Below are 20282 nucleotides of genomic sequence, written 5' to 3' on the forward strand. Positions count from 1 at the left end.
AGTGGGTTTATAAGGGATCGTCCTTATATAAGAACGCCTACCTCACCATTATTCACGAACTTAATACTTTCGATCTTCACCTCTAGTTGACCTGAAGGAATCGCTAGCTGACAAGTACTGCCGAGCTCAGCCAGCAGCAACTGCATGCCTATAGGTGACAACATAGAAATCTTGTTATCGTTAGGTTCTGCTTGGTTAGGAAATACGATGGTATAGATATCTGTAGTATTATCGTCCAAGTAACGAAGCTGCAACTGGCTTCCGATAAAGACCTGAGAATTTAAATCTTCACCATTAAACTCAGTTAGTAATTGTTCCAGCTCGGAGCAATAACGGGACAACAGCGTTTCAGCATTGCTTCTATCCTTGCTTCGTACCGGAAAGTATTGATTTAGAAATGCGATTTTTTCCTCATCAAAATAAATAAGCTGCTGAAGCAGCTGTGTCCGTGAGCCTTCATAGATAAGACTATGGTTCATAGTAGATTTCACCCCCTCTAAGTAACACATTCCTTGTAAACTTGTTATGGTGTGTTGCCATCTTAAAATCCCTCCTATACAAATAGAGGCCCCCCAATGGAGACCTTCTGATCAGTATACCAGCTTCTATTTGTAAATCCAATCCATTTTAAAAGGGGAATTAAAACCTTCTAAATATTGTAATGAAAACCTTTGACTATTACATACTTGGGTGCTATGATAGGCTGATGCATAGGCATTTCGTAGAAAACTGCGAAATGCCTATACTGTATTTTGAAGATATTTTTACATTAATTGTTACCTGGGGAGTGATACGCCATGTACATTTCGTTGAGTTCACATATAGATTCCAGAACTATAAAATAACTACTTAATTTATTAAAGGAGGAGATCAGGATGATTCAAGTTAAAGAGTTTGTAGATGCTGATAATTCTTATGCAGAGAATAAAGCTAATGAGTTCCTGGCAGGACTACGGGAGGAACAGATTGTGAATATCTGTTACGGTTCGGTAGTTAAATCATCACGTGATGGGGCAGAGCACCAAAGAACCACTATACTGGTCGTGTATAAGACAAATGAAAGGCAATAACTGGAACACGTTTTTTTCATGTCTATCCATTGTCTCTACGCTGTGCGTTGTGATTGTCATCATTTATTATGTTTTCAGCTAATTAGTAAAAAGAGGACCTTTCCCATCTACGGGCAAAGGTCCTCTTTAGTTTATAAGTGCATTTACAGTCTTACATTCCGTCTGGTACGGATAGACCCAAACCGGATGCGATACGCTGTCCCAAGTCTGGATCAGCCTTAAAGAAATGTTCAATCTGGCGACGTTTGATATCGTTACTTTCAACAGGAGTCATAGCGCCAACGATATTTTGAACTAGACGGGTACGTTCTTCTTCAGACATTAGACGGTACAAGTCACCTGGTTGTGTATAGTGATCGTCACTATTGTAGGCGACACTATCCGCATATCCGGAGACTTCGAACGGCGATGTTTTATGCTGCGGTGATTCTTTTGGTCCACCTAAGCTGTTAGGCTCGTAATAGGCTCCGGAACCGCCATTGTTGCCCAAGGCCATGCCACCATCACGTTGATAGTTCTTCACTTCTACTTTTGGACGGTTGATAGGCAGGCTGTTGTGGTTAGGGCCAACCCGGTGGCGGTGTGCATCACCATACGCGAACAGACGGCCTTGTAGCAATTTATCCGGCGAAGCTTCAATACCAGGAACGAAAGAGCCGGGAGAGAATGTGACTTGTTCTACTTCAGCGAAGTAGTTCTCCGGATTGCGATCCAATACCATACGGCCAACCTCGATTAACGGATAATCTTTTTGTGACCAGACCTTTGTTACATCAAATGGATCAAAACGGTAAGTCTTCGCATCCTCGATCGGCATAATTTGCACGTAGAGCTTCCAAGCAGGGAAATCTCCTTTATCAATAGCATTGAACAAGTCTTCTGTATGATAATCCGGGTTTTCCCCAGCGATTTTGGAAGCAAGGTCTGCATCTAGATTCTTAATGCCTTGTTCTGTTTTGAAATGGTATTTCACCCAGACTGTATTACCCTCGGCATTTACCCACTTGAAGGTATGGCTACCAAACCCATGCATATGTCTCAGCGTAGCTGGAATTCCGCGATCCGACATCAAAATCGTTACCTGATGCAGAGATTCAGGCGATAAAGACCAGAAGTCCCATACAGCATTCGGGTTCTTCAGATGTGTCTGTGGATCACGTTTCTGTGTATGAATAAAGTCCGGGAATTTAATCGCATCACGAACGAAGAATACAGGCGTATTGTTACCTACGAGATCATAGTTTCCTTCTTCAGTATAGAACTTCACGGCAAAACCACGAGGGTCGCGTACGGTATCAGCAGAACCTAATTCACCAGCTACAGTAGAAAAACGAATGAACAACGGTGTACGTTTGCCTACTTCAGACAAAAAGTTAGCTTTTGTGTATTGGGTCAGATCTTTTGTAACTTCAAAATACCCGTGAGCGCCAGCACCTTTAGCATGAACGACACGTTCAGGAACACGTTCTCTGTTAAAGTGGGCTAATTTCTCAAGCAGATGGACATCTTGCAGCAAAGTGGGACCGCGGTCACCGGCTGTCATTGAATTCTGATTGTCGCCTACTGGAGCACCCCAGCTGGTTGTAAGATTATTATTATTGGAGCTCATTAATAGAATCACCTCATGAGATTTGATTTTAGATTTAGTATAAGTTCTATATTAATGTTTTTTAAAGAAATTGCAACACTTTTTAAATAATTGGCACATTACAATATGTGGGAATCGTCATTACATCGTTGGCACATTCAGATATATATGATAGACAAAGTGATTAATTGCTTAGCAGAATTAAAAAAGAAACAGCGCATCCCTACCATCACTGGAGGGGTGCGCTGCATTTTTTGATATAGAAGATATTCGGTTCTTGTACTTAGGCTTTAATGTACATTCTGTTGTAATATTCATCTAGCATTCTTTTGGTGGCAAACTCCGTACGGGTGGTTTCGATACTCTTTTTCATCATTTGTACCCATTGTTTACGATTCTCGTAAAAGGTTGGGAGCACACGTTTCAATAAGGTGTCGTACAGTGCATCACTATCATGCTTATCCAGCACCTCAAAGTCTGTAGTTTCGAAGCCGTCTCCAATCTGCCAGCCATTCTCACCATCGATGCAGGCTTCCGGCCACCAGCCATCCAGAATAGAACAGTTCAATACACCGTTCATTGCTGCTTTCATCCCGGAGGTGCCGCTGGCTTCCAGTGGTCTGCGTGGATTGTTGAGCCAAATATCAGCACCGCGCGTCAGCTGGGCGCCAATCGTCATATCGTAATTCTCGAGGAACACCACACTCTTTGGATACTTTTTCATCATCGCTACTAGGTTGCTGACGATTTTTTTACCGTTATCATCGAGTGGGTGCGCTTTGCCGGAGAATACAATTTGTATCTTTCCAGACTCCAGATAAGGTTCGATAATTTCTGGCTGCGAGAAGATCAGGTCGCTTCGTTTATATGGAGCTGCTCTGCGTGAGAAGCCAATGAGTAGATTGTCAGCATTTAGGCTAATGCCGGAACGTTCTTTGATGAACTGGATCAGTTCGCCCTTGATCTCTTTATGCACTGCCCATAAGTCGCCATCTTGTTCGTAGGCATGCGTCATTCTTTCATCTACCCAGGTAGGAGTATGGATGGCATTAGTAATGCCTATAATTTCTGATCTTCCGGCTACTTCCTTCCACATTTTATTAGCCGTATCGGCGTGTAGCTGGGCAACTGCGTTGGAGATACGTGACAGCCTTAGACCTGCAACCGTCATATTAAATGGCTCGCCGCCGATCCGCTCCATCTGGTCACGGGTTAAGCCGTTGAACGCACTCATATACTCAAGTCGGTCGAGAGGATGGGTTTCGTTGCCTTCTTTGATTGGTGTGTGGGTAGTGAATACTACTTCTTCGCGAGTCGCTTTCCAAGCTTCTTCGAAGGTATGGCCTCCGGACATTTTTTCACGGATTAGCTCGATAGCCGCTAGAGCCGCATGACCCTCATTGAAGTGATAGACATCAATAGGGATTTGCAGCGCACGCATAGCCTTGACTCCACCAATCCCAAGCACGATCTCTTGTGCGATCCGTTCTTCGCCGAACCAGCCATACAATTGGCCTGTGATCCAGGCATCATTATTCTCGGGGATATCCGTATCCAGTAAATACAATGTGCTGTTGCCAAAATAATCAGTTTTCCATACTTTGCATACCACATCGGTTTTTCGGACTTTAACAGTTACCTTAACCCCTGTATCTTCAAGAAACTCATAAACATAATTGTGATAGGAGTCGTACGGATTGCCGTTTGCATCAATCTTTTGGTCCGTGTAACCTTGTTTCCACTTCAGCCCAATAGGGATGATAGGGGCGTTGATATCTTTTGCACCCTTAATGTAGTCTCCGGCAAGAATGCCCAGACCTCCGGCATACATTTTGAAATCGGAATGCAGCCCGTACTCCATACTAAAATAAGCGACTGACGGTAATTTTTGTTCGTTCACTTGATAAGCCTCCTAATCACGGATTAGATTAAATTGCAGTGAAGCTGCGGGCATTATCTCAGGTGCAAACGTTTGCTCAAAATAGTGCAGCAATCATTGTGGAAGCGATTGCACCACTATTCTAGCACACTCGATGAATAAAAGCATAACGTCAATTTGGTGAAAACAACCATTTTGAAACCAATTGAGCGGAATTGATTGATAAAGTGGACAGAAGCCCCTAAGATAAAGAGATTGAAGAAATAATTAATGGTGGTGTCTAAGTTGGATATAGTTGTGATTGGAAGCTTGAATATGGACATGGTAGTACGTACAAACCGGTCACCGGATGCTGGAGAAACCCTAATTGGACAAGCCTTTGCTCTATCTCCTGGCGGAAAAGGGGCAAATCAGGCCGTTGCCGCAGCACGTCTGAATGCAGAGGTTAGTATGATCGGAAGAGTTGGAAAAGATACCTTTGGTAGCGAAATGCTGGAGATTATCAGGAATGAAGGCATTCATATAGAGCATATTTCTGTAAGTGAACATCAGGCAACAGGAGTCGCTTCGATCGTTATTGAAGAAGATGGAGAAAATCGGATTATCGTGGTACCTGGAGCGAATATTGAGCTTACGGTAGAGGATATTCAGGCATTGGAGGCTGTGATTAGCCAGGCTAAGATCATTGTGCTGCAGCTTGAAATGGATCTGGCGATGAGTGAGCAGGCGATTGCGATTGCCCATCGTAAGAGGATTCCGGTGATCCTTAATCCTGCACCAGCTAGAGTGCTAAAGGATGAGATGCTGGCTCAGGTATCTTACCTGACACCTAATGAGACAGAAGCCGGGATTTTGTCCGGAATGACTGTGGATAGCGCAGAGACTGCTGAGCAGGCAGCCCGTATTTTGCTGCAAAAAGGAGTACAGAACGTTATCGTAACCTTGGGCTCAAAAGGCGCTCTGATTGTGAATGCTGAAGGAGCCAAGGCTGTTCCAGGCTTCCCGGTAAAGGCGGTAGATACAGTTGCTGCCGGAGACTCATTTAATGGCGCATTAGCCCAGCAGTTAGTCTTAGGAAAGACCTTGGAGGAAGCCGTGAGCTTCGCTAATGCTGTAGGTGCATTGGCTGTAGGGAAAGAAGGGGCGATCCCTTCATTGCCGCAGTTGTCCGAGGTCGAGCAGTTTCTAAATCGTAAATCGCTGTAGAATAGACAGTACAGGATACTCAAGATCTATACTAGATGAGATAGGATAAGGAGCTTAAATAATGAGCAGAACAGTAACCGTTAAAAATGTGATCATCGGCGAAGGAATCCCTAAGATATGTGTTCCGCTAATTGGAGCGACCTTGTCTGAGCTGAAGCAGGAAGCTGAAGCGCTGAAAGTACTGCAACCTGATTTGGTGGAGTGGCGGACGGATTTTTTTGCTGAAGTGGAAGACGTTGCTTCTGTTAAGAACGCACTAAGCGAAATCTGTTCTGTGATTCCAGATCTGCCGCTGATTTTTACTTTTCGGAGTGCAAAAGAAGGCGGAGAGAAGCAAGTCAGCACGGAATATTACACAGCACTGAATAAAGCTGCTGCCGAGAGCGGTCTAGTAGATATAATAGATGTTGAATTATTTAATGATGAGCAGGATGTAAAGCTATTGGTCGAAGCTGCTCATACTCATAATGTATCTGTCATTATTTCAAATCATGATTTTCATGGAACACCTCCTAAAGAGGAGATCATCTCGCGGTTATGCAAGGCGCAGGAGCTTGGCGGGGATTTGCCCAAAATTGCAGTTATGCCCCAAGATGCAGGCGATGTGCTAACTTTGCTGGAAGCTACACACATCATGAAGGAAAAATATGCAGACCGTCCGATTATAACGATGTCTATGGCGGGAGCCGGGGTGATCAGCCGTTTAGCTGGTGAAATTTTCGGTTCAGCGCTTACCTTCGGAGCTGCACATAAACCTTCTGCACCTGGACAGGTAGCTGTGGTTGAGCTTCGAAATACATTGTCGCTGTTGCACCGCAGTCTGTGATTTCTGCTGATTGATATTGCCGCAAAAAAAGGCGTCCGGATTATCCGGATGCCTTTTTCTATTTTAAAGTATTGTTCGTGCGCTTACGCATTTTTTCCCGTATATACATGTACGGCATCTCTTAGAAACGCAGCGAGTCCAGGGTGGCGCTTGTCATAGTATTCGGTAAAACGTTCATCATCAACATACAATTGTGCAACACCAACATGAGCTTCTTTGGAATAGGAATTCCAATAGTAGGAGAGCCACTCACGGTGTAGGTCAGCACTTTTTTGCGCCAATACACTGGCAGGATCTCCATGCTCCATCGCTTGCAAGAGCGTTTCGAACATCTCTTCCTCAAGCTGTTGTATAGCTGCATATTGTTCTTCTGTCATCCCTTTAAGCTTTTGGTTGGATTGATTAATGGTGTCATCTCCGTATTTCTCCCGTATTTCTTGGCCATATTTCTTTTCGTTATCATCTACCAGCTTTTGCTTAAAGCCTTCGAATTTTTCAGTATCACTCATGGTAATTCTCCCTTCTTTTTGAGCCAGCGTCTTTTCGACGTTAGCGATTAATAGATCTAATTGCTGTCTTTTTTCCAGTAGCTTGTCATGATGCTCCCGCAGCGCTTTGGCTCCGTCGAATGAGGGCTCTGTCATAATAGCCTTGATACGTTCCAGACTTAAGCCAAGCTCCCGATAAAACAAAATTTGCTGTAGTAGATCTACTTCGGTACGGCCATAGATACGATACCCTGAAGAGTTGATTCTCGCCGGCTTAAGAATGCCAAACTCATCGTAGTAGCGCAGGGTCCGTGTGCTGATTCCAGCTAACTCTGCGAGCTTCTGCACTGTGTATTCCGTAGTATCACCTCCTACAATTCAAATGTACACCTTTACGTAACGTGAAGGTCAAATGGTTTTCTTAACATACCCAAAACAGCGGCAGCTACCCTCTGAATGATCATGGGGAAGTCTGCCGCTGCTATGAATAAGTCTATAATGTTGAGCTTTGCTGCTGCCTGAATTTATTTATGGCCCATTTGTGCTGTGAAATAATTGTGCAATTCCTCCAGCTTGCGAGGGTCCGCAAGGGTTGCTTTGTCTGAGAAGTAGTGTTCAACGACAAGGTCCCAGGTAGGTACAATTTTTTGTGAGGTCATTGCCTTAATGGCTACCTTAACTGTTTTGCGTTCTTTGGCATTGGAGAAGGTATCTACGTAATGCTGTGAACGTTCAAAATCCAGATCCTTAAACACGGCGCGGAAGATCTCTGACGTCATCCGTGCATCATCCAGCGCCCGGTGTGCAGATCCAGTAGGCTCAAGCTCAAACAATGCCATCGCGCTTTCCACGCTGACATCATTGCTAAGACCACGCGCACGTAGAACTCCTTTGAGCAAATCGAAATACGTAGCGGACATCCAGTAGGATTCGTCCATCTTGTGCATGCGCACATCCTGAATGATTCGCTTCATATCTTCGCCACCCCAGGTAAGCAGCAGAACTCCATCTGTACTTAGATCAAGCCACTCTCTAAAAGCAGTGATAACTTTGGGGAAGCGGGCGGCAATGTCGATTTCCTCTTGAGGGATACCGGTTTTTTTCTTAATAAAGGAATTCAGGGTGGAGAAATATATAGGTTTGATCAAGGAAGAAAATTCATCCTTATACTGCAGTGAAGAGTCTAACCGGACGGCTCCAATCTCAATGACCTCCATAGGGTGCTCGCTGGCAAACTTACGGCCGTTGAATTCGATGTCCAGAATAATATAATCCACAGGTACTTGCCTCCGTTTCCATGACTGACGCTGTAGTGCTTAATACGTCGACTTCTCTATTTTAACAAAAAAAGTGATGTAATGGGGAATATGGAGACAAGCTAATATTTGCACAAAAAAATGAACCAGCACAACATCTGCGCACTGGTTCATTTAATCAGTATTTAAATTTAATCCTATAAAAGATTAATGTCCTGAATCGGCAGCAGGTTCAGGCATATGAATCGGCTGTTCATTTATAACAGATCCGTCATCAAGACGAAGCCAGGTATTGAAGTCTTGGGTGCCTTTGACCAGTTCTATGACGCGTGCTCCCCGCATAAAGCCTTCTTTTCCATAAGTATTGTAGCCGGTAGCACGGCCATAAGAAAGACGTATGCCATACAGGTTGCCGCTAAAATCGTTGATATGGTCATGTCCGCAGAAGGTGCCAAGCACATCACCCATTTCCAGCAAAGCCGAGAATAAGCCCGAGTTCACCTCAGGTGAGCATACACGCTCAAACTTATGCCCATGACAGACCTGTGTAGACCAGACATCCCGATATTCAGGAATTGGGATATGGAAGAAAGCCAAGGCAGGCAGCCTGTTCTCAGCAGTTTTCGGATTCACCCGCGCAGATTCAGCCGTCAGCCAGTTGATCTGATTCCGCCCAACCCAATTGTAGCCCGGGATATCCTCATACTCGGAATAGCCGCCAGAGTCTAGAAAATACAAAATAGCGGCCGCGTGGTCTTCCTGATCTTTAATTTCAAGAGTGTAATTGCCCGAGCCTTCCAGCTCTTCTGGACCGGCTTCGGTCAGGCAGTGGGGATGTTCCAGGGCAATTTGCATCAGTTCACTCTTTGAAATCAGAGTTTCTGTGTCATGGTTGCCAAATACAAAGGTCCAAGGGATGCCGGATCTCTCCACGGCAGCGACAGCCTCACGAAATGCTTGTGCGGGGTGCTCGCATGCCTTGTTTCCCGGTGATACAGGACCAGTGTAAATAAGATCTCCCGTGAAAACCACAAGATCAGGTTGTTCCGCATCCAGAATGCGTTCCATCAGTGCCTGGGTAAGCTGATCCTCAGCTCTTCCATCCATCCAGTGCAGATCTGTAAATTGTACGATTTTAAAAGTGCCATCTTGCTGAAATGATAAACTGTGTCTCATTAGAATAATCTCCCTTACTATCGAATATTGAATAGCAAGCTGTGGAGGCGCCAACCCCTCATTGCGCCAAGAGGGCAATAAGGGCTGACGTCGTTAGAAGCATAGCTATACGCAGGTCAGCCGATCCAGATCCGCTGAGTGCAATGATCTCCAGAGTTTCTACCGATCATAATATCATATTCCCCAGGCTCGAAGACCAACTGATCGTCTTTTCCGTAGAACATTAACATTTCTCTGGTGATTTCGAAGGAAACCACCTGTTTCTCATGCGGTGCGAGTGTAATCTGCTGGAAGCCTTTCAGTTCCTTGACCGGGCGCACGACACTTGCGCTGACGTCGTGGATGTAGAGCTGAATGGTTTCCTTGCCGGCGATGTCCGAAGTATTCTCTACTTCAATGGAGGTAACCACCCGATCCGCAGCTTCAACATTGAAGCTGTTGTAAGCAAACTTGGAATAGCTCAGGCCATAACCAAAACAGAACAACGGGTCATTCGGGCAGTCCAGATAACGGGTCACGTAACGCACATTAGGATACATAGGATCATAAGGACGTCCCGTTTGATAAGCATTGTAATAAACAGGAATTTGCCCAACCGAGTAGGGGAAGCTCATCGATAAACGTCCGGAAGGATTATAATCTCCGAACAGCACATCGGCCAGCGAATTTCCTGACTCTGTACCCAGAAACCAAGCCTGCAGCATAGCGTCGCTGGCATCAAGAACGGGTTTCAGCTCCAGTGGTCTGCCGCTGAATACAATGGTGACGATCTTTTTGCCGGTATCCTTCAGACGCCAGATCAGCTTCTCCTGATTGGCCGATAGGCGGAGATTGGCTTTACTTCCGCCTTCCCCGGTATCCTGCTGATTCTCACCGACAGCGGCGAGAATTACATCACAATCCTGCAGCTGCTGGTAGGCGTCCTCGATTTCATCCTCCACATCAAAAACACCCTCAAGCATGCTTCCCAGCTCACCAGTCATGGCCGTAAGTATATCTTCGGCAGATGTTTTTTGCAAAATGCCGGTGTAGAGTGATACAGCCGGATCTTTTTCTGTCCCAGCCCAACCGCCCAGTACATGAATGGAGGTGGCGAAAGGACCAGCCAGACCAATCTTCATGCCACGTTTAAGGGGCAGAGCTTCATTGTCGTTTTTGAGCAGCACAACTGAGCTAGCTCCAAGCTCCCGTGCGGCCTGCAGATGCTCCGCGCTAGGTTTCGGAGCCTCATCCACCAGCGGATCTGCATCCTTGAATGGATTATCGAACAGGCCGAGCGCATCCTTGAGCTCCAGCACCCGGATGACGGCTTCATCGATCAAGGCGATGTCAAGCTTGCCTTCCTCGACCAGAGCAGCGCCGTAGTTTAGATAGTGAGTGGACATCATCTCAATATCCAGCCCAGCAGCCAGACTTTTCTCCGCTGCCTCACGGCCATCTATCGCGGCGCCATGGGGAATCAGCTCATTAACGGAATTGAAATCGGCGATGGTAACGCCGTTGAAGCCCCATTCTTCCCGTAAAATCCCGCGAAGAAGCTCGGAATTACCACTTGCCGGGATACGGTCAATGGTATTAAATGCGGCCATAACCATGGCCACTCCAGCATCTACGGCAGCCTTATAGGCTGGCAGGTAGAACTCACGCAATACGCCGGAAGACATATCCACTGTGTTGTATTCCCGTCCGCCTTCGGGAGCACCGTAACCAGCGAAATGCTTCACACAGGCAGCGATGCGTCCTTTTTCTTTTAGGTCTTTGCCCTGATAACCCCGCACCATACTTTCGGTGACACGGGCATTCAGATAGGGATCCTCACCAGATGTCTCCATGACGCGTCCCCAGCGCGGGTCGCGTACGAGATCCGTCATGGGCGAGAAGGTAACGTGAATACCGGCAGCCGCACTTTCCTTGGCGGCGATTTCGGCAAACCTTTCACAGGCTTCAAGGTCAAAGCTGCTGCCCATGGCCAGCGGAATCGGGAGGATGGTCCGGTAGCCGTGAATGACATCCGCCATGAAGAGCAGAGGAATCTTTTGTCTGCTGGTTTGCAAATGTCGGGTTTGCTGCTCGATAACATTCCTGGCTCCAATACCGTTCAGAACACTTCCGATGTTCTTCATTACCTGCGGCTTAATGTTCAGTTCCTTAAATGGTCCGGTTAAATCCACGGTATCGTCCAAACCCCAATAGTGAGGACCTAGCTGGGTTAATTGGGCCAGCTTTTCGTCCAGGGTCATATCGTTCACAAGATCTTGGATAAACGTTTTAGTCATGGTTAACTCCTTTCTCGTGAGCGCATCGAAAGTTAGTTTGTTAAATAGATGTGTAGTTCCCCGCCGGGCAGCGTAAGCATGATTTTTATTTGCAAAGCTTACGTTATATAGGCGATAAGGATGGGAGTGAACCGTTAACTCTCCTGGCACGCAGCTCCGAGATGCGGAATGGGCCTGAGCTATAATCAGGTTCAATTGTTGTGAAAATCATAGCATTTCTCTCTTCGGATACAGGGATGAGGCATGAATTAAATCAGAAGAGGATTGCATCATTAAGATGTTACATATGGAGACTGACATGTCTATGAAAGAAAAGTATAAAAACGTTTCCACAAACGATACACCTCGATATTAGTCTGAACACCAAAAAAAGTCAATCGCCTTTGGAAAAACAGCTAATTTATATTTTTTTACGTGAAAAATGTAACTTTAGTACTTGTAATTCAAAAATAAAATGAATTGACAGCGCATACATTTTGGGAGTATGCTTCTCACACAGAGAGTTTTACAGAAACACTGGAAACGTTTCCACAACGCTCGATACACTTTTTTATGAAGGTTGGGCAAACTGTTTTTATTCTGGCTGCTGGACAAGAAAGGAAGGTAATTTATGCATGTGACTGAATGCATCTTTCAAATTGGAGGTGGGCACTTTGGCGAGACTGAAGCTTGTGGGTGGAAACATTGTTCGGGAAGTCATTAAGAACAAAGTTCTTTTTCTAATGTTGCTGCCTGTAATCGTATATTTCGTTATCTTTCACTATGCTGTAATGCCTGGAGCTTACGTCGCATTTGTAGATTACAAGCTCAATAAGGGGATTTTTGGAAGTAACTTTATCGGCCTTAAGAACTTTGAGTTTCTGGTTCAAAATGGGGATCTATGGAATATTACCAAAAATACGCTGCTCTATAATATCGTCTTTCTAGCTCTAGGTAATATCATTCAAATAGTATTTGCCATTATGTTGTCTGAGATCTCAGGCAAGTGGTTCAAAAAAATATCACAATCCGTTATCCTGTTACCGAATTTCATCTCCATGGTTATCGTCGGTGTGTTTGCCTACAATATATTCAATTTCAATTCCGGGTTTATCAATACGATGTTAACTGGAATGGGGCTAGACCGTTACGAGTTCTATTCCGATCCGGGCATCTGGAAATATATTATTGTGGCTTTCAAGATCTGGGCGGGTACCGGATATGGAATGATTGTTTATCTGGCAACGATCACAGGAATTAATCATGATCTGTACGAGGCTGCTTATATGGATGGAGCGACTACCTGGCAGCGAATCCGTTATATGACCTTGCCGATTCTGAAGCCAACCTTTATTCTGCTTCTACTGTTCGGTATGGGTGGAATTCTCAAGGGATCCTTTGACCTTTTCTATAATCTGATCGGTACGAACTCCGTACTGTATCCGCAGACAGATATCATCGATACCTATGTCTTCCGTTCACTGGTGGGACAATTCAACTTCTCTATGGGTGCCGCAGTGGGCTTCTACCAATCCTTATTCGGCCTGATTCTGGTGCTTGTGGTTAACTTTATTGTACGTAAGGTAGAACCGGACAGCGCTTTGTTCTAAGACTAGACACGAAACAGGGGTGATAAATATGGAAAATACGACCATCAAACAGGATTCCGGAAGCATTCTCATAAAAGCAGTCAGTTATATCTGTATCGCAATCTTTGCGCTATTCTGTTTATTCCCCTTCGCGTTGATGATCTCCTCATCGTTCATGAACGAGCAGGAAATTGTTCGTGAAGGTTATAAGCTGCTGCCGAAGGCATTTTCCTTTAAAGCTTACGAGATGCTATTCAACAACTCTACTCAGCTGGTGAATGCTTATCAGGTAACTATCTTCATTACCGTAGTGGGTACGGTACTCGGACTGTTTATGATGTCGATGGCCGGATTCGTGCTCAACCGTAAGGATTTCAAGTACCGCAACTTCTTTTCCTTCTTGATTTACTTTACAACACTATTCAGTGGCGGCTTGATTCCGACATACATCCTGATGGTGAAGCACCTGCATATGAAGGACAGCTTATTCGCTATGATTCTGCCAGGTGTAGTTGGCGCATGGTCCATCTTCCTGATGCGTAATTTCATGAAGGCGATTCCGGATTCCTTATATGAATCCGCTACCATTGACGGTGCTGGCGACTTTCGCATCTATTGGCGGATATTTATTCCGCTGGCGGTTCCATCCTTGGCTACCATCGGGCTTTTCTCAGCACTAGGCTTCTGGAATGAGTGGTATAACGGGATGTTGTATATTGACAGTCCGACGAAATATCCGCTCCAATACTTTTTGCAGCGAATGGTCAATCAGACGAACTTAGGAGCGCTAATCAACTCGGGAGCGGTCATCAATACTGCTGATCTTCCGACGCAATCCATCAAGATGGCTACAGCTGTGCTGGCCACTGGACCGATTATTCTCCTGTATCCATTTGTACAGCGTTATTTCGTAACAGGCCTCACCATCGGGGCTGTAAAGGGTTAATGGACGCAATCTTCTTTTCGAAGAGCGTTTATTATAAATGAAAGTTTCATAAATAGAAGAGAAAAGGGAGGCTTACCTAAATGAAAGGTAAAAAGATCGCGTCTTCTTTAATTGCTGTCCTCATGCTTACTGGAGCACTGACAGCCTGCACATCCAAGAACAACAATGAGCCGAGTAATGATCCGGCAGCCACGAAAGCTCCAGAGGCTTCAGCCAATGCAGGCGGAGTGGATACTTCCAAGGAAGCTAAGCTGGTGTACTACCTGTGGGGCAGCGAAGGAGTTAAAAATAAAGAAATCCTCGCTGAGATTAACAAGAAGCTCAAAGCTGATCTAAACGCTACGATTGAAGTGAAGTATATTGACTGGCCGGATATCGCTACTAAGTACCCGCTGCTATTTGCTTCAGGCGAAGAATTTGATATGTCGCATGCATCTCCCGGAGCTCCGGTGTCTTATTTCACATTGGCTAGTGAAGGTGCTCTAGTGGACCTTACAGAAATGCTGGATAAAGTTGCTCCTAAGCTGAAGGCGGAAATTCCGGAAAGTGTGTGGGAAAATACAAAATACAAAGGCAAAATTTATGGTGTACCAAGTCTTTATAGCGAATATACACCTGCCGGTTATGCCTACCGTTCTGACTTGCTGAAGAAATATGGAATGGACAAAATCACTTCCATTGATGATATGGTTAAATACATGGATAATGTGGTTGCTAATGAGTCCTTCCCGCCAATTAACGGCAAGGCAGAAGATGCGGCCAATATGTTCAGAATGCTCGTAGATACTACAGGGATGTGGCTTAACGCACCTGGTATATCCTTGAATGAGCTGAATCTTGTGACCAAAAGTCCAGAGGACTACAAGACCGTCTTCCATCCAGCCTTTACTCAGGAATTTGAAGATTGGGCTGTGAAGATGCGTGAATGGGCGGATAAAGGCTACTGGAGTAAAGATGTGCTGTCTGCAACCCTTGGCAGCAAGGATAACTTCAGAGCAGCCAACTCCGCAGGTTATTTGACTCATGCTCAGGACTGGATCGGCCAATACGGTGCGGATTTGAAAGCACAACCGGAATCAGATCCTTACTTCTTTACTTTTGCGGAAGCTAATAAGAAGATCAAACGTAAAATGGGCGTTGATAACTCGACTGTAATCAGCACGAACTCAGCTAATCCAGAGCGCGCTCTGATGGTGATCGAGAAGTTCATGACCGATGAAAGCTACTACAACCTCATCCAAAACGGTATTGAAGGCAAACAATATGTGATGGAAAATGGTGTTAAAAAGCAGCCTGCAGGCTTCAATGATAAAACGGACGGCGGAGGTTTCGCTGCTTGGTCACTTCGTAATGACAAATTCGTAGTTCCTACGGATACAGAAAACCCAATCCGTAACTCCTTATTCGCAGAATGGGATAAAGTGGCTATCGATGATCCTTACAATGGCTTCAGCTTTGATCCAACCAATGTTACAACTGAAATTGCTTCGATTTCCAACGTAAATTCACAGCTCGGTATTCAATTGATGCTTGGTAAAACAAGCAAAGATCCAAAAGCAGCTGTTGCAGAGTACCGCGATCAGCTGAAAAAAGCAGGAGTTGACAAGGTCATTGCCGAAGTAGAGAAGCAATTGGCTGCGTTTGTTCCTGTCAACTAAAGAAAGTTAAGGGGTGTAAGGGAGCTATAATTCGATATAGCTCCTTTACCCATAAATGGGGGAGTAAAGTGGATGTAAATATCAAGGATATCGCGCGGATTTCCGGTGTGGGCATCTCGACGGTCTCCAGGGTAATCAATAACAAGGGACCGGTGAGCAAGTCTACACGTGAGAAAGTGATGAGTGTGGTTAAGGAATACAATTATATTCCCAATTCCAACGCGCGGAATTTGAAAACTACACAATCTAAGAACATTGCACTTATGGTCAAGGGGATTACCAATCCTTTTTTCTCTAATATGATCAGAGAAATTGAACGGCAGGTCAATCTGCGGGGCTACCCGTTTCTTATCCAGCAAGTAGAGGATGGGACCGATGAAATCAATGCTGCTATTCAACTGGTGAAGGAGAAGAATCTGTGCGGGATTATCTTCATGGGTGGAACCTATGATCATTCTGAAGAGAAGTTCAAACAGCTGACGGTTCCGTTTGTGCTGACAACGATCACCTCAACGCAGGAGGTGAACCCGCTTATTTTTTCCAGCGTTATTATCAATGAAACGAAGGAAGCCTATAAGGCTACCAATTATTTGATCTCATTAGGTCATACGAATATCGGCTTTTTAGCCAAGTCTCCTTTATTGGATGAAACCACGGGCAACCGGCGGTATTTGGGCTACAAAAAAGCACTCGAAGAGCAGGGTCTGCCCTACGATTCGGGGCTGGTCGAGGATTGTGAATACAGTCCCAGCTCGGGATTTAATGCTGCGCGAAGACTGCTCAACAAGAACAAGGGAATTACAGCTATATTTGCCGCTTCCGACACGATTGCCATCGGTGCTGCCAAAGCGGTGCTTACCGCGGGGTTATCTATCCCTGATGACATTTCAATCATTGGCTTTGACGGGATCGAGATGGCTGAATATTATCATCCTTCTCTGGATACAATCAGCCAGCCGGGTACGGAAATGGCCTTATCCAGTGTAGGTGTTCTGTTCGACCTCATTTCCGGACGGTCAAACCATCAGCATATTGTCTATGATGCGGTATTGCTCAAGCGTGGTTCCTGCAAGATGATTAAACCTCGTTAAGATCACACTATAAACCTTTATTGGAGTGGAACCGAAATGCAAGATACACTGAGAATAGGTACGATTGTTCGTGGTGGAGAAGCCGTTAAGGTCATTCCACAAATTGTGGGGCATGGATTTGAATCATTTAATCTGAACTTTTGGCAGACCACCGGCGAAACCGATTTGATCGAAACGGCTGCACGACTGAGGGAGTTAGCTGCTGAGCATGATTTTGTCATCTCTTCTGTGGGCATCTATGGCAATCCGCTGGATGGCAGCGGCGACAATGCCGACACATTGGCCAGCTGGGAGCGGCTGATTGATCATGCACATTTATTTGGCACAGATATTATAGGCGGGTTCACCGGCCGATTGCCAGGTTTGTCCATTGACGAGTCCATCCCGAAGTTTACAGAGGTGTTCGGAGAACTGGCGAAGAGAGCGGCAGATCGCGGCCTGCGAATTGCTTTTGAGAATTGTGCTATGGGCGGAAACTGGCAGAGCGGAGAGTGGAACATCGCTCACAATCCTTCGGCCTGGGAGAAGATGTTCAATGCCGTTCCGGCAGATAATCTGGGATTGGAATGGGAGCCTTGCCACCAGATGATCGCATTAATTGATCCGCTTCCGCAGCTGCGCAAATGGATGGATAAAGTATTCCATGTGCATGGCAAGGATGCGACCATCGCTTGGGACATCGTCAAGGAATACGGTATTCATGGCCCCAAACCTTATGTATGGGATCGAACCCCTGGCTTCGGGGATACCAATTGGGTAGATGTAATCACCATCCTGCGCCAAGCGGGTTATAAAGGTACGATTGATATCGAAGGCTGGCATGATCCAGTGTATCGTGATGAGCTGGAAATGACCGGCCAGGTGCATGCACTGAATTACTTGAAATATTGCCGTGGTGGCAGCTTTGTGCCTAATCCGGTTTAAATGGTGCGATATGAAAACAACCCAAAAATGACCTCGAAATCCACAATGAAGTGGAGGATGAGGTCATTTTTTATAGTTAATCCTGAATCAGATATCCTTGTCCCAGCTGTATTTCTTTGAAACCTGCCAAATGGCGGGCTTGAAAGCGGACAGGGGAGCTGCCGCCAACCATAATGATATTTTGGATATCAGCGGCCCCTTCTGAAGGCAGGGAGAAGGCTTTGATATAGGCGTACTCTTCGGTAAGCGTCGTATAAATCGCGTTGATAAGCGGGTCATTTTCACCTTTTCCCATTAGATTCATGAGAATATATCCGCCTGTGTTTAGCTTCGAACGGGTAATACTGAAAAATTCACGGGAGACTAAATGCCTTGGTGTACCAGCGGCAGTAAATGCGTCCAAAATGATGTAATCATATACTTGCGGATTTTCACCTTCAAGGATCTGACGTCCGTCACCGATCACTACGTTATCTTGACTATATCCGAAGCAGCGGCGGCTTAATTCGACTACTTCGTTGTCTAGCTCGGCTACTTTAAATCTTTTCTCCGGAAAATGCCCGGCAATTGTTCCAATTCCATGCCCAATAAGAAAAACATCCTCAAAAGAGGGGAGGTTGAACTCCATGAAGTGAATGATGGCCCGCGGATATTCAAAGAGAATTCGTTGCGGGTCATTAAGATCCATCGCACCTTGAGTGGCATGATTCGAGAACTGCATAACGCGGAAGGAGCCTTTTTCACCATATAGTTCTGTTGTGTCGTAGACGGTTATTTCATGATTTTCGCTATTTCTTTGAAGCTCTGAATGCAAGTGATCAATCTCCTTATACAATAGAAATTCGTTTATATTCATTGGGTGTAACCCCGACAACACGTTTAAAAAGCTTGTTGAAATAGGCAGGGTCGCCATATCCAACCTCTGCCCCAATCTCGTGAACCTTTAGGTCCGGAGCATTCTTGAGCAGATGTTTGGCTTTGCGCAGCCGAATTTCGGTGATGTAGTCCGTCAGTGTAAGTCCAGTCTCTTGCTTGAACAGCTTGCTTAAATAGCTTGGGGTCAAAAAAACCATATTCGCCAAAGTGTTCAGATCCGCATGCTGATTATAGTTAGCGGATATCCAGCGTTTGATGGTTTCTATGGCTGTACCGGACATTTCCAGACGATGGGTTCTGATTTCGGTCAGAATATTTGTAAAGTGGGCGGTAAACATCTCCTCAATGTCGCTAAAGCTTAAGCTGGACGCGATTCTGTCATCCAACCTGAGGTCGGGAGCACTTTTATTGCGGGCCTCGAATTCTTGCAGTTCCTTTTGTGCGGTTTCTTCAATCCATCGACAGACACGGAGAATTTGGTCAGGGCCGGCTTGTTGCGCTTTCAACACTGAGAACAGGTCATGAACCCATTCTAAGATGCCTGTCACATTCAGAATCTGCAGGTTATGGATCAGCGGTTCTCTAATTGTATTAAAGTGATCCAGGATGTTTATCTCCGGCTGTTGAATATCCTGAATATTCGCGTAATGCACAGGCTCCGGATTATATATGCCCAGGTTGCACGCTTGTTTAGCATCTAGGTATGCCTGTCTAAGCTTGGAAACCTCATTATAACAACCGCTGGTACCTACATGTAGGATCTTTCCGTGCGCAGATATCCGCATAATGTCACCGATATCTTTTAAATCGTTGTCTGACAGCGGCTCAGCAGAATATACAATCCACACGTATAGTCCCTTTTGAAGCTCTAAGCTGTCAAAGCTCAACGCCTTCTCTTGCCGCAGACTGTCTGCACAGGAGCAGACGGTTTCTCTGGTGCTCCCTTTGAGGACAAAGACCGAGAAATAAGTCTGGGGCAAGGTAAGGCTGGATAATAGTAGAGGGGAAGAGGGCTCTTCGATATGTAAGAATGTCAATAAAAGCCCGGAACGGTGGCGTTCTTCCTTGTCGCGCGCGAGCTGCCGTTCTTTGTCTAGCCGATATAGCAGCTCGAACAGCTGCTCTTTATTGATTGGTTTTAATAAATAGTCTACAGCTGAGCTGCGGATGGCTTCTCGGGCATAATTAAATTCAACAAATCCACTCATTAGAATAGAATAGATCTGCGGATGGGTGGCTTTTAACTGCTTAATCAGCTCCAAACCATTGATTTGCGGCATACGAATATCTGTAATCACGACATCAAGTTGAAGTGTGGTTAACTCATCTAATAGATGTTTTCCGTCGGAGTAGGTGCCGATGACCAGAAATTCGGCGCTTTCTTTACTGATCATTCGAGCCAGTCCTTCGCGGATTAAGATCTCATCATCAACAATCGCAATACGCAGCAATCA

The 20282-nt window shown here is 45.4% G+C and carries 17 protein-coding genes; 8 read left to right on the plus strand and 9 right to left on the minus strand.

Going from position 1 to position 20282, the window contains the following annotated elements:
• Positions 1-23: 23 nt before the first annotated feature.
• On the minus strand, positions 24-479 hold the full coding sequence (locus tag PODO_RS04030) for a GreA/GreB family elongation factor (RefSeq protein WP_036686880.1): 456 nt from the start codon (positions 477-479) through the stop codon (positions 24-26).
• Between the two features lie 396 nt (positions 480-875).
• Between PODO_RS04030 and PODO_RS04035 the strand changes: the two genes are divergently transcribed.
• A complete protein-coding gene (locus tag PODO_RS04035; RefSeq protein ID WP_036686883.1) occupies positions 876-1070 on the plus strand; it encodes a sporulation protein Cse60 in 195 nt (64 codons plus the stop codon).
• A gap of 151 nt (positions 1071-1221) precedes the next feature.
• Here PODO_RS04035 and katA read toward each other — a convergent pair whose 3' ends face one another.
• On the minus strand, positions 1222-2679 hold the full coding sequence (gene katA, locus PODO_RS04040) for a catalase KatA (protein WP_036686886.1): 1458 nt from the start codon (positions 2677-2679) through the stop codon (positions 1222-1224).
• 262 nt (positions 2680-2941) lie between these two features.
• A complete protein-coding gene (gene glgP, locus PODO_RS04045; RefSeq protein WP_038568806.1) occupies positions 2942-4558 on the minus strand; it encodes an alpha-glucan family phosphorylase in 1617 nt (538 codons plus the stop codon).
• A gap of 255 nt (positions 4559-4813) precedes the next feature.
• Here glgP and rbsK point away from each other — a divergent pair, with 255 nt between their 5' ends.
• Together rbsK and aroD are read left to right on the plus strand one after the other, a co-directional pair.
• A complete protein-coding gene (gene rbsK, locus PODO_RS04050) occupies positions 4814-5743 on the plus strand; it encodes a ribokinase (RefSeq protein WP_218918668.1) in 930 nt (309 codons plus the stop codon).
• A gap of 61 nt (positions 5744-5804) precedes the next feature.
• On the plus strand, positions 5805-6569 hold the full coding sequence (gene aroD, locus PODO_RS04055; RefSeq protein WP_038568810.1) for a type I 3-dehydroquinate dehydratase: 765 nt from the start codon (positions 5805-5807) through the stop codon (positions 6567-6569).
• Positions 6570-6652: 83 nt separating this feature from the next.
• Here the strand turns inward: aroD and PODO_RS04060 are convergent, their stop codons facing one another.
• From PODO_RS04060 to bglX, 4 genes are all read right to left on the minus strand, one after another.
• Positions 6653-7405 carry a MerR family transcriptional regulator gene (locus tag PODO_RS04060; protein WP_076317262.1) on the minus strand — a complete coding sequence of 251 codons (753 nt, stop codon included), beginning with the start codon at positions 7403-7405 and terminating at the stop codon, positions 6653-6655.
• Between the two features lie 176 nt (positions 7406-7581).
• Positions 7582-8334 (minus strand): 3'-5' exonuclease, encoded by a 753-nt coding sequence (locus PODO_RS04065; RefSeq protein ID WP_036686897.1) that lies wholly within the window; start codon positions 8332-8334, stop codon positions 7582-7584.
• A 186-nt stretch (positions 8335-8520) separates the two neighbouring features.
• Positions 8521-9489 carry a metallophosphoesterase family protein gene (locus tag PODO_RS04070; RefSeq protein WP_036686900.1) on the minus strand — a complete coding sequence of 323 codons (969 nt, stop codon included), beginning with the start codon at positions 9487-9489 and terminating at the stop codon, positions 8521-8523.
• Positions 9490-9605: 116 nt separating this feature from the next.
• Positions 9606-11765, minus strand: a complete 2160-nt coding sequence (bglX, locus tag PODO_RS04075) for a beta-glucosidase BglX (RefSeq protein ID WP_036686903.1) — start codon at positions 11763-11765, stop codon at positions 9606-9608.
• 644 nt (positions 11766-12409) lie between these two features.
• Between bglX and PODO_RS04080 the strand changes: the two genes are divergently transcribed.
• From PODO_RS04080 to PODO_RS04100, 5 genes are all read left to right on the plus strand, one after another.
• Complete coding sequence (locus tag PODO_RS04080; RefSeq protein WP_305953532.1) at positions 12410-13354, plus strand: ABC transporter permease; 945 nt, start codon at positions 12410-12412, stop codon at positions 13352-13354.
• A gap of 28 nt (positions 13355-13382) precedes the next feature.
• Entirely contained in the window at positions 13383-14279 is an 897-nt protein-coding gene (locus PODO_RS04085; RefSeq protein WP_036686906.1) for a carbohydrate ABC transporter permease, read from the plus strand.
• An 80-nt stretch (positions 14280-14359) separates the two neighbouring features.
• On the plus strand, positions 14360-15937 hold the full coding sequence (locus PODO_RS04090) for a DUF3502 domain-containing protein (protein ID WP_036686909.1): 1578 nt from the start codon (positions 14360-14362) through the stop codon (positions 15935-15937).
• Between the two features lie 68 nt (positions 15938-16005).
• Positions 16006-17028 carry a LacI family DNA-binding transcriptional regulator gene (locus PODO_RS04095; RefSeq protein WP_036686912.1) on the plus strand — a complete coding sequence of 341 codons (1023 nt, stop codon included), beginning with the start codon at positions 16006-16008 and terminating at the stop codon, positions 17026-17028.
• A gap of 36 nt (positions 17029-17064) precedes the next feature.
• Entirely contained in the window at positions 17065-17952 is an 888-nt protein-coding gene (locus tag PODO_RS04100) for a sugar phosphate isomerase/epimerase family protein (protein ID WP_036686914.1), read from the plus strand.
• A 76-nt stretch (positions 17953-18028) separates the two neighbouring features.
• On the opposite strand, the gene PODO_RS04105 is transcribed toward PODO_RS04100, so the two are convergent.
• Both PODO_RS04105 and PODO_RS04110 read right to left on the minus strand, forming a co-directional pair.
• Positions 18029-18808, minus strand: coding sequence for a spermidine synthase (locus PODO_RS04105; RefSeq protein ID WP_051491484.1), 780 nt, complete (start codon positions 18806-18808; stop codon positions 18029-18031).
• Positions 18780-20279, minus strand: a complete 1500-nt coding sequence (locus PODO_RS04110) for a response regulator transcription factor (RefSeq protein ID WP_036686917.1) — start codon at positions 20277-20279, stop codon at positions 18780-18782. Before PODO_RS04110 ends, PODO_RS04105 begins: the two co-directional genes overlap by 29 nt.
• Positions 20280-20282 lie beyond the last annotated feature (3 nt).

This window comes from Paenibacillus odorifer, assembly GCF_000758725.1.
Classification (GTDB): Bacteria; Bacillota; Bacilli; order Paenibacillales; family Paenibacillaceae; genus Paenibacillus_AQ; species Paenibacillus_AQ odorifer.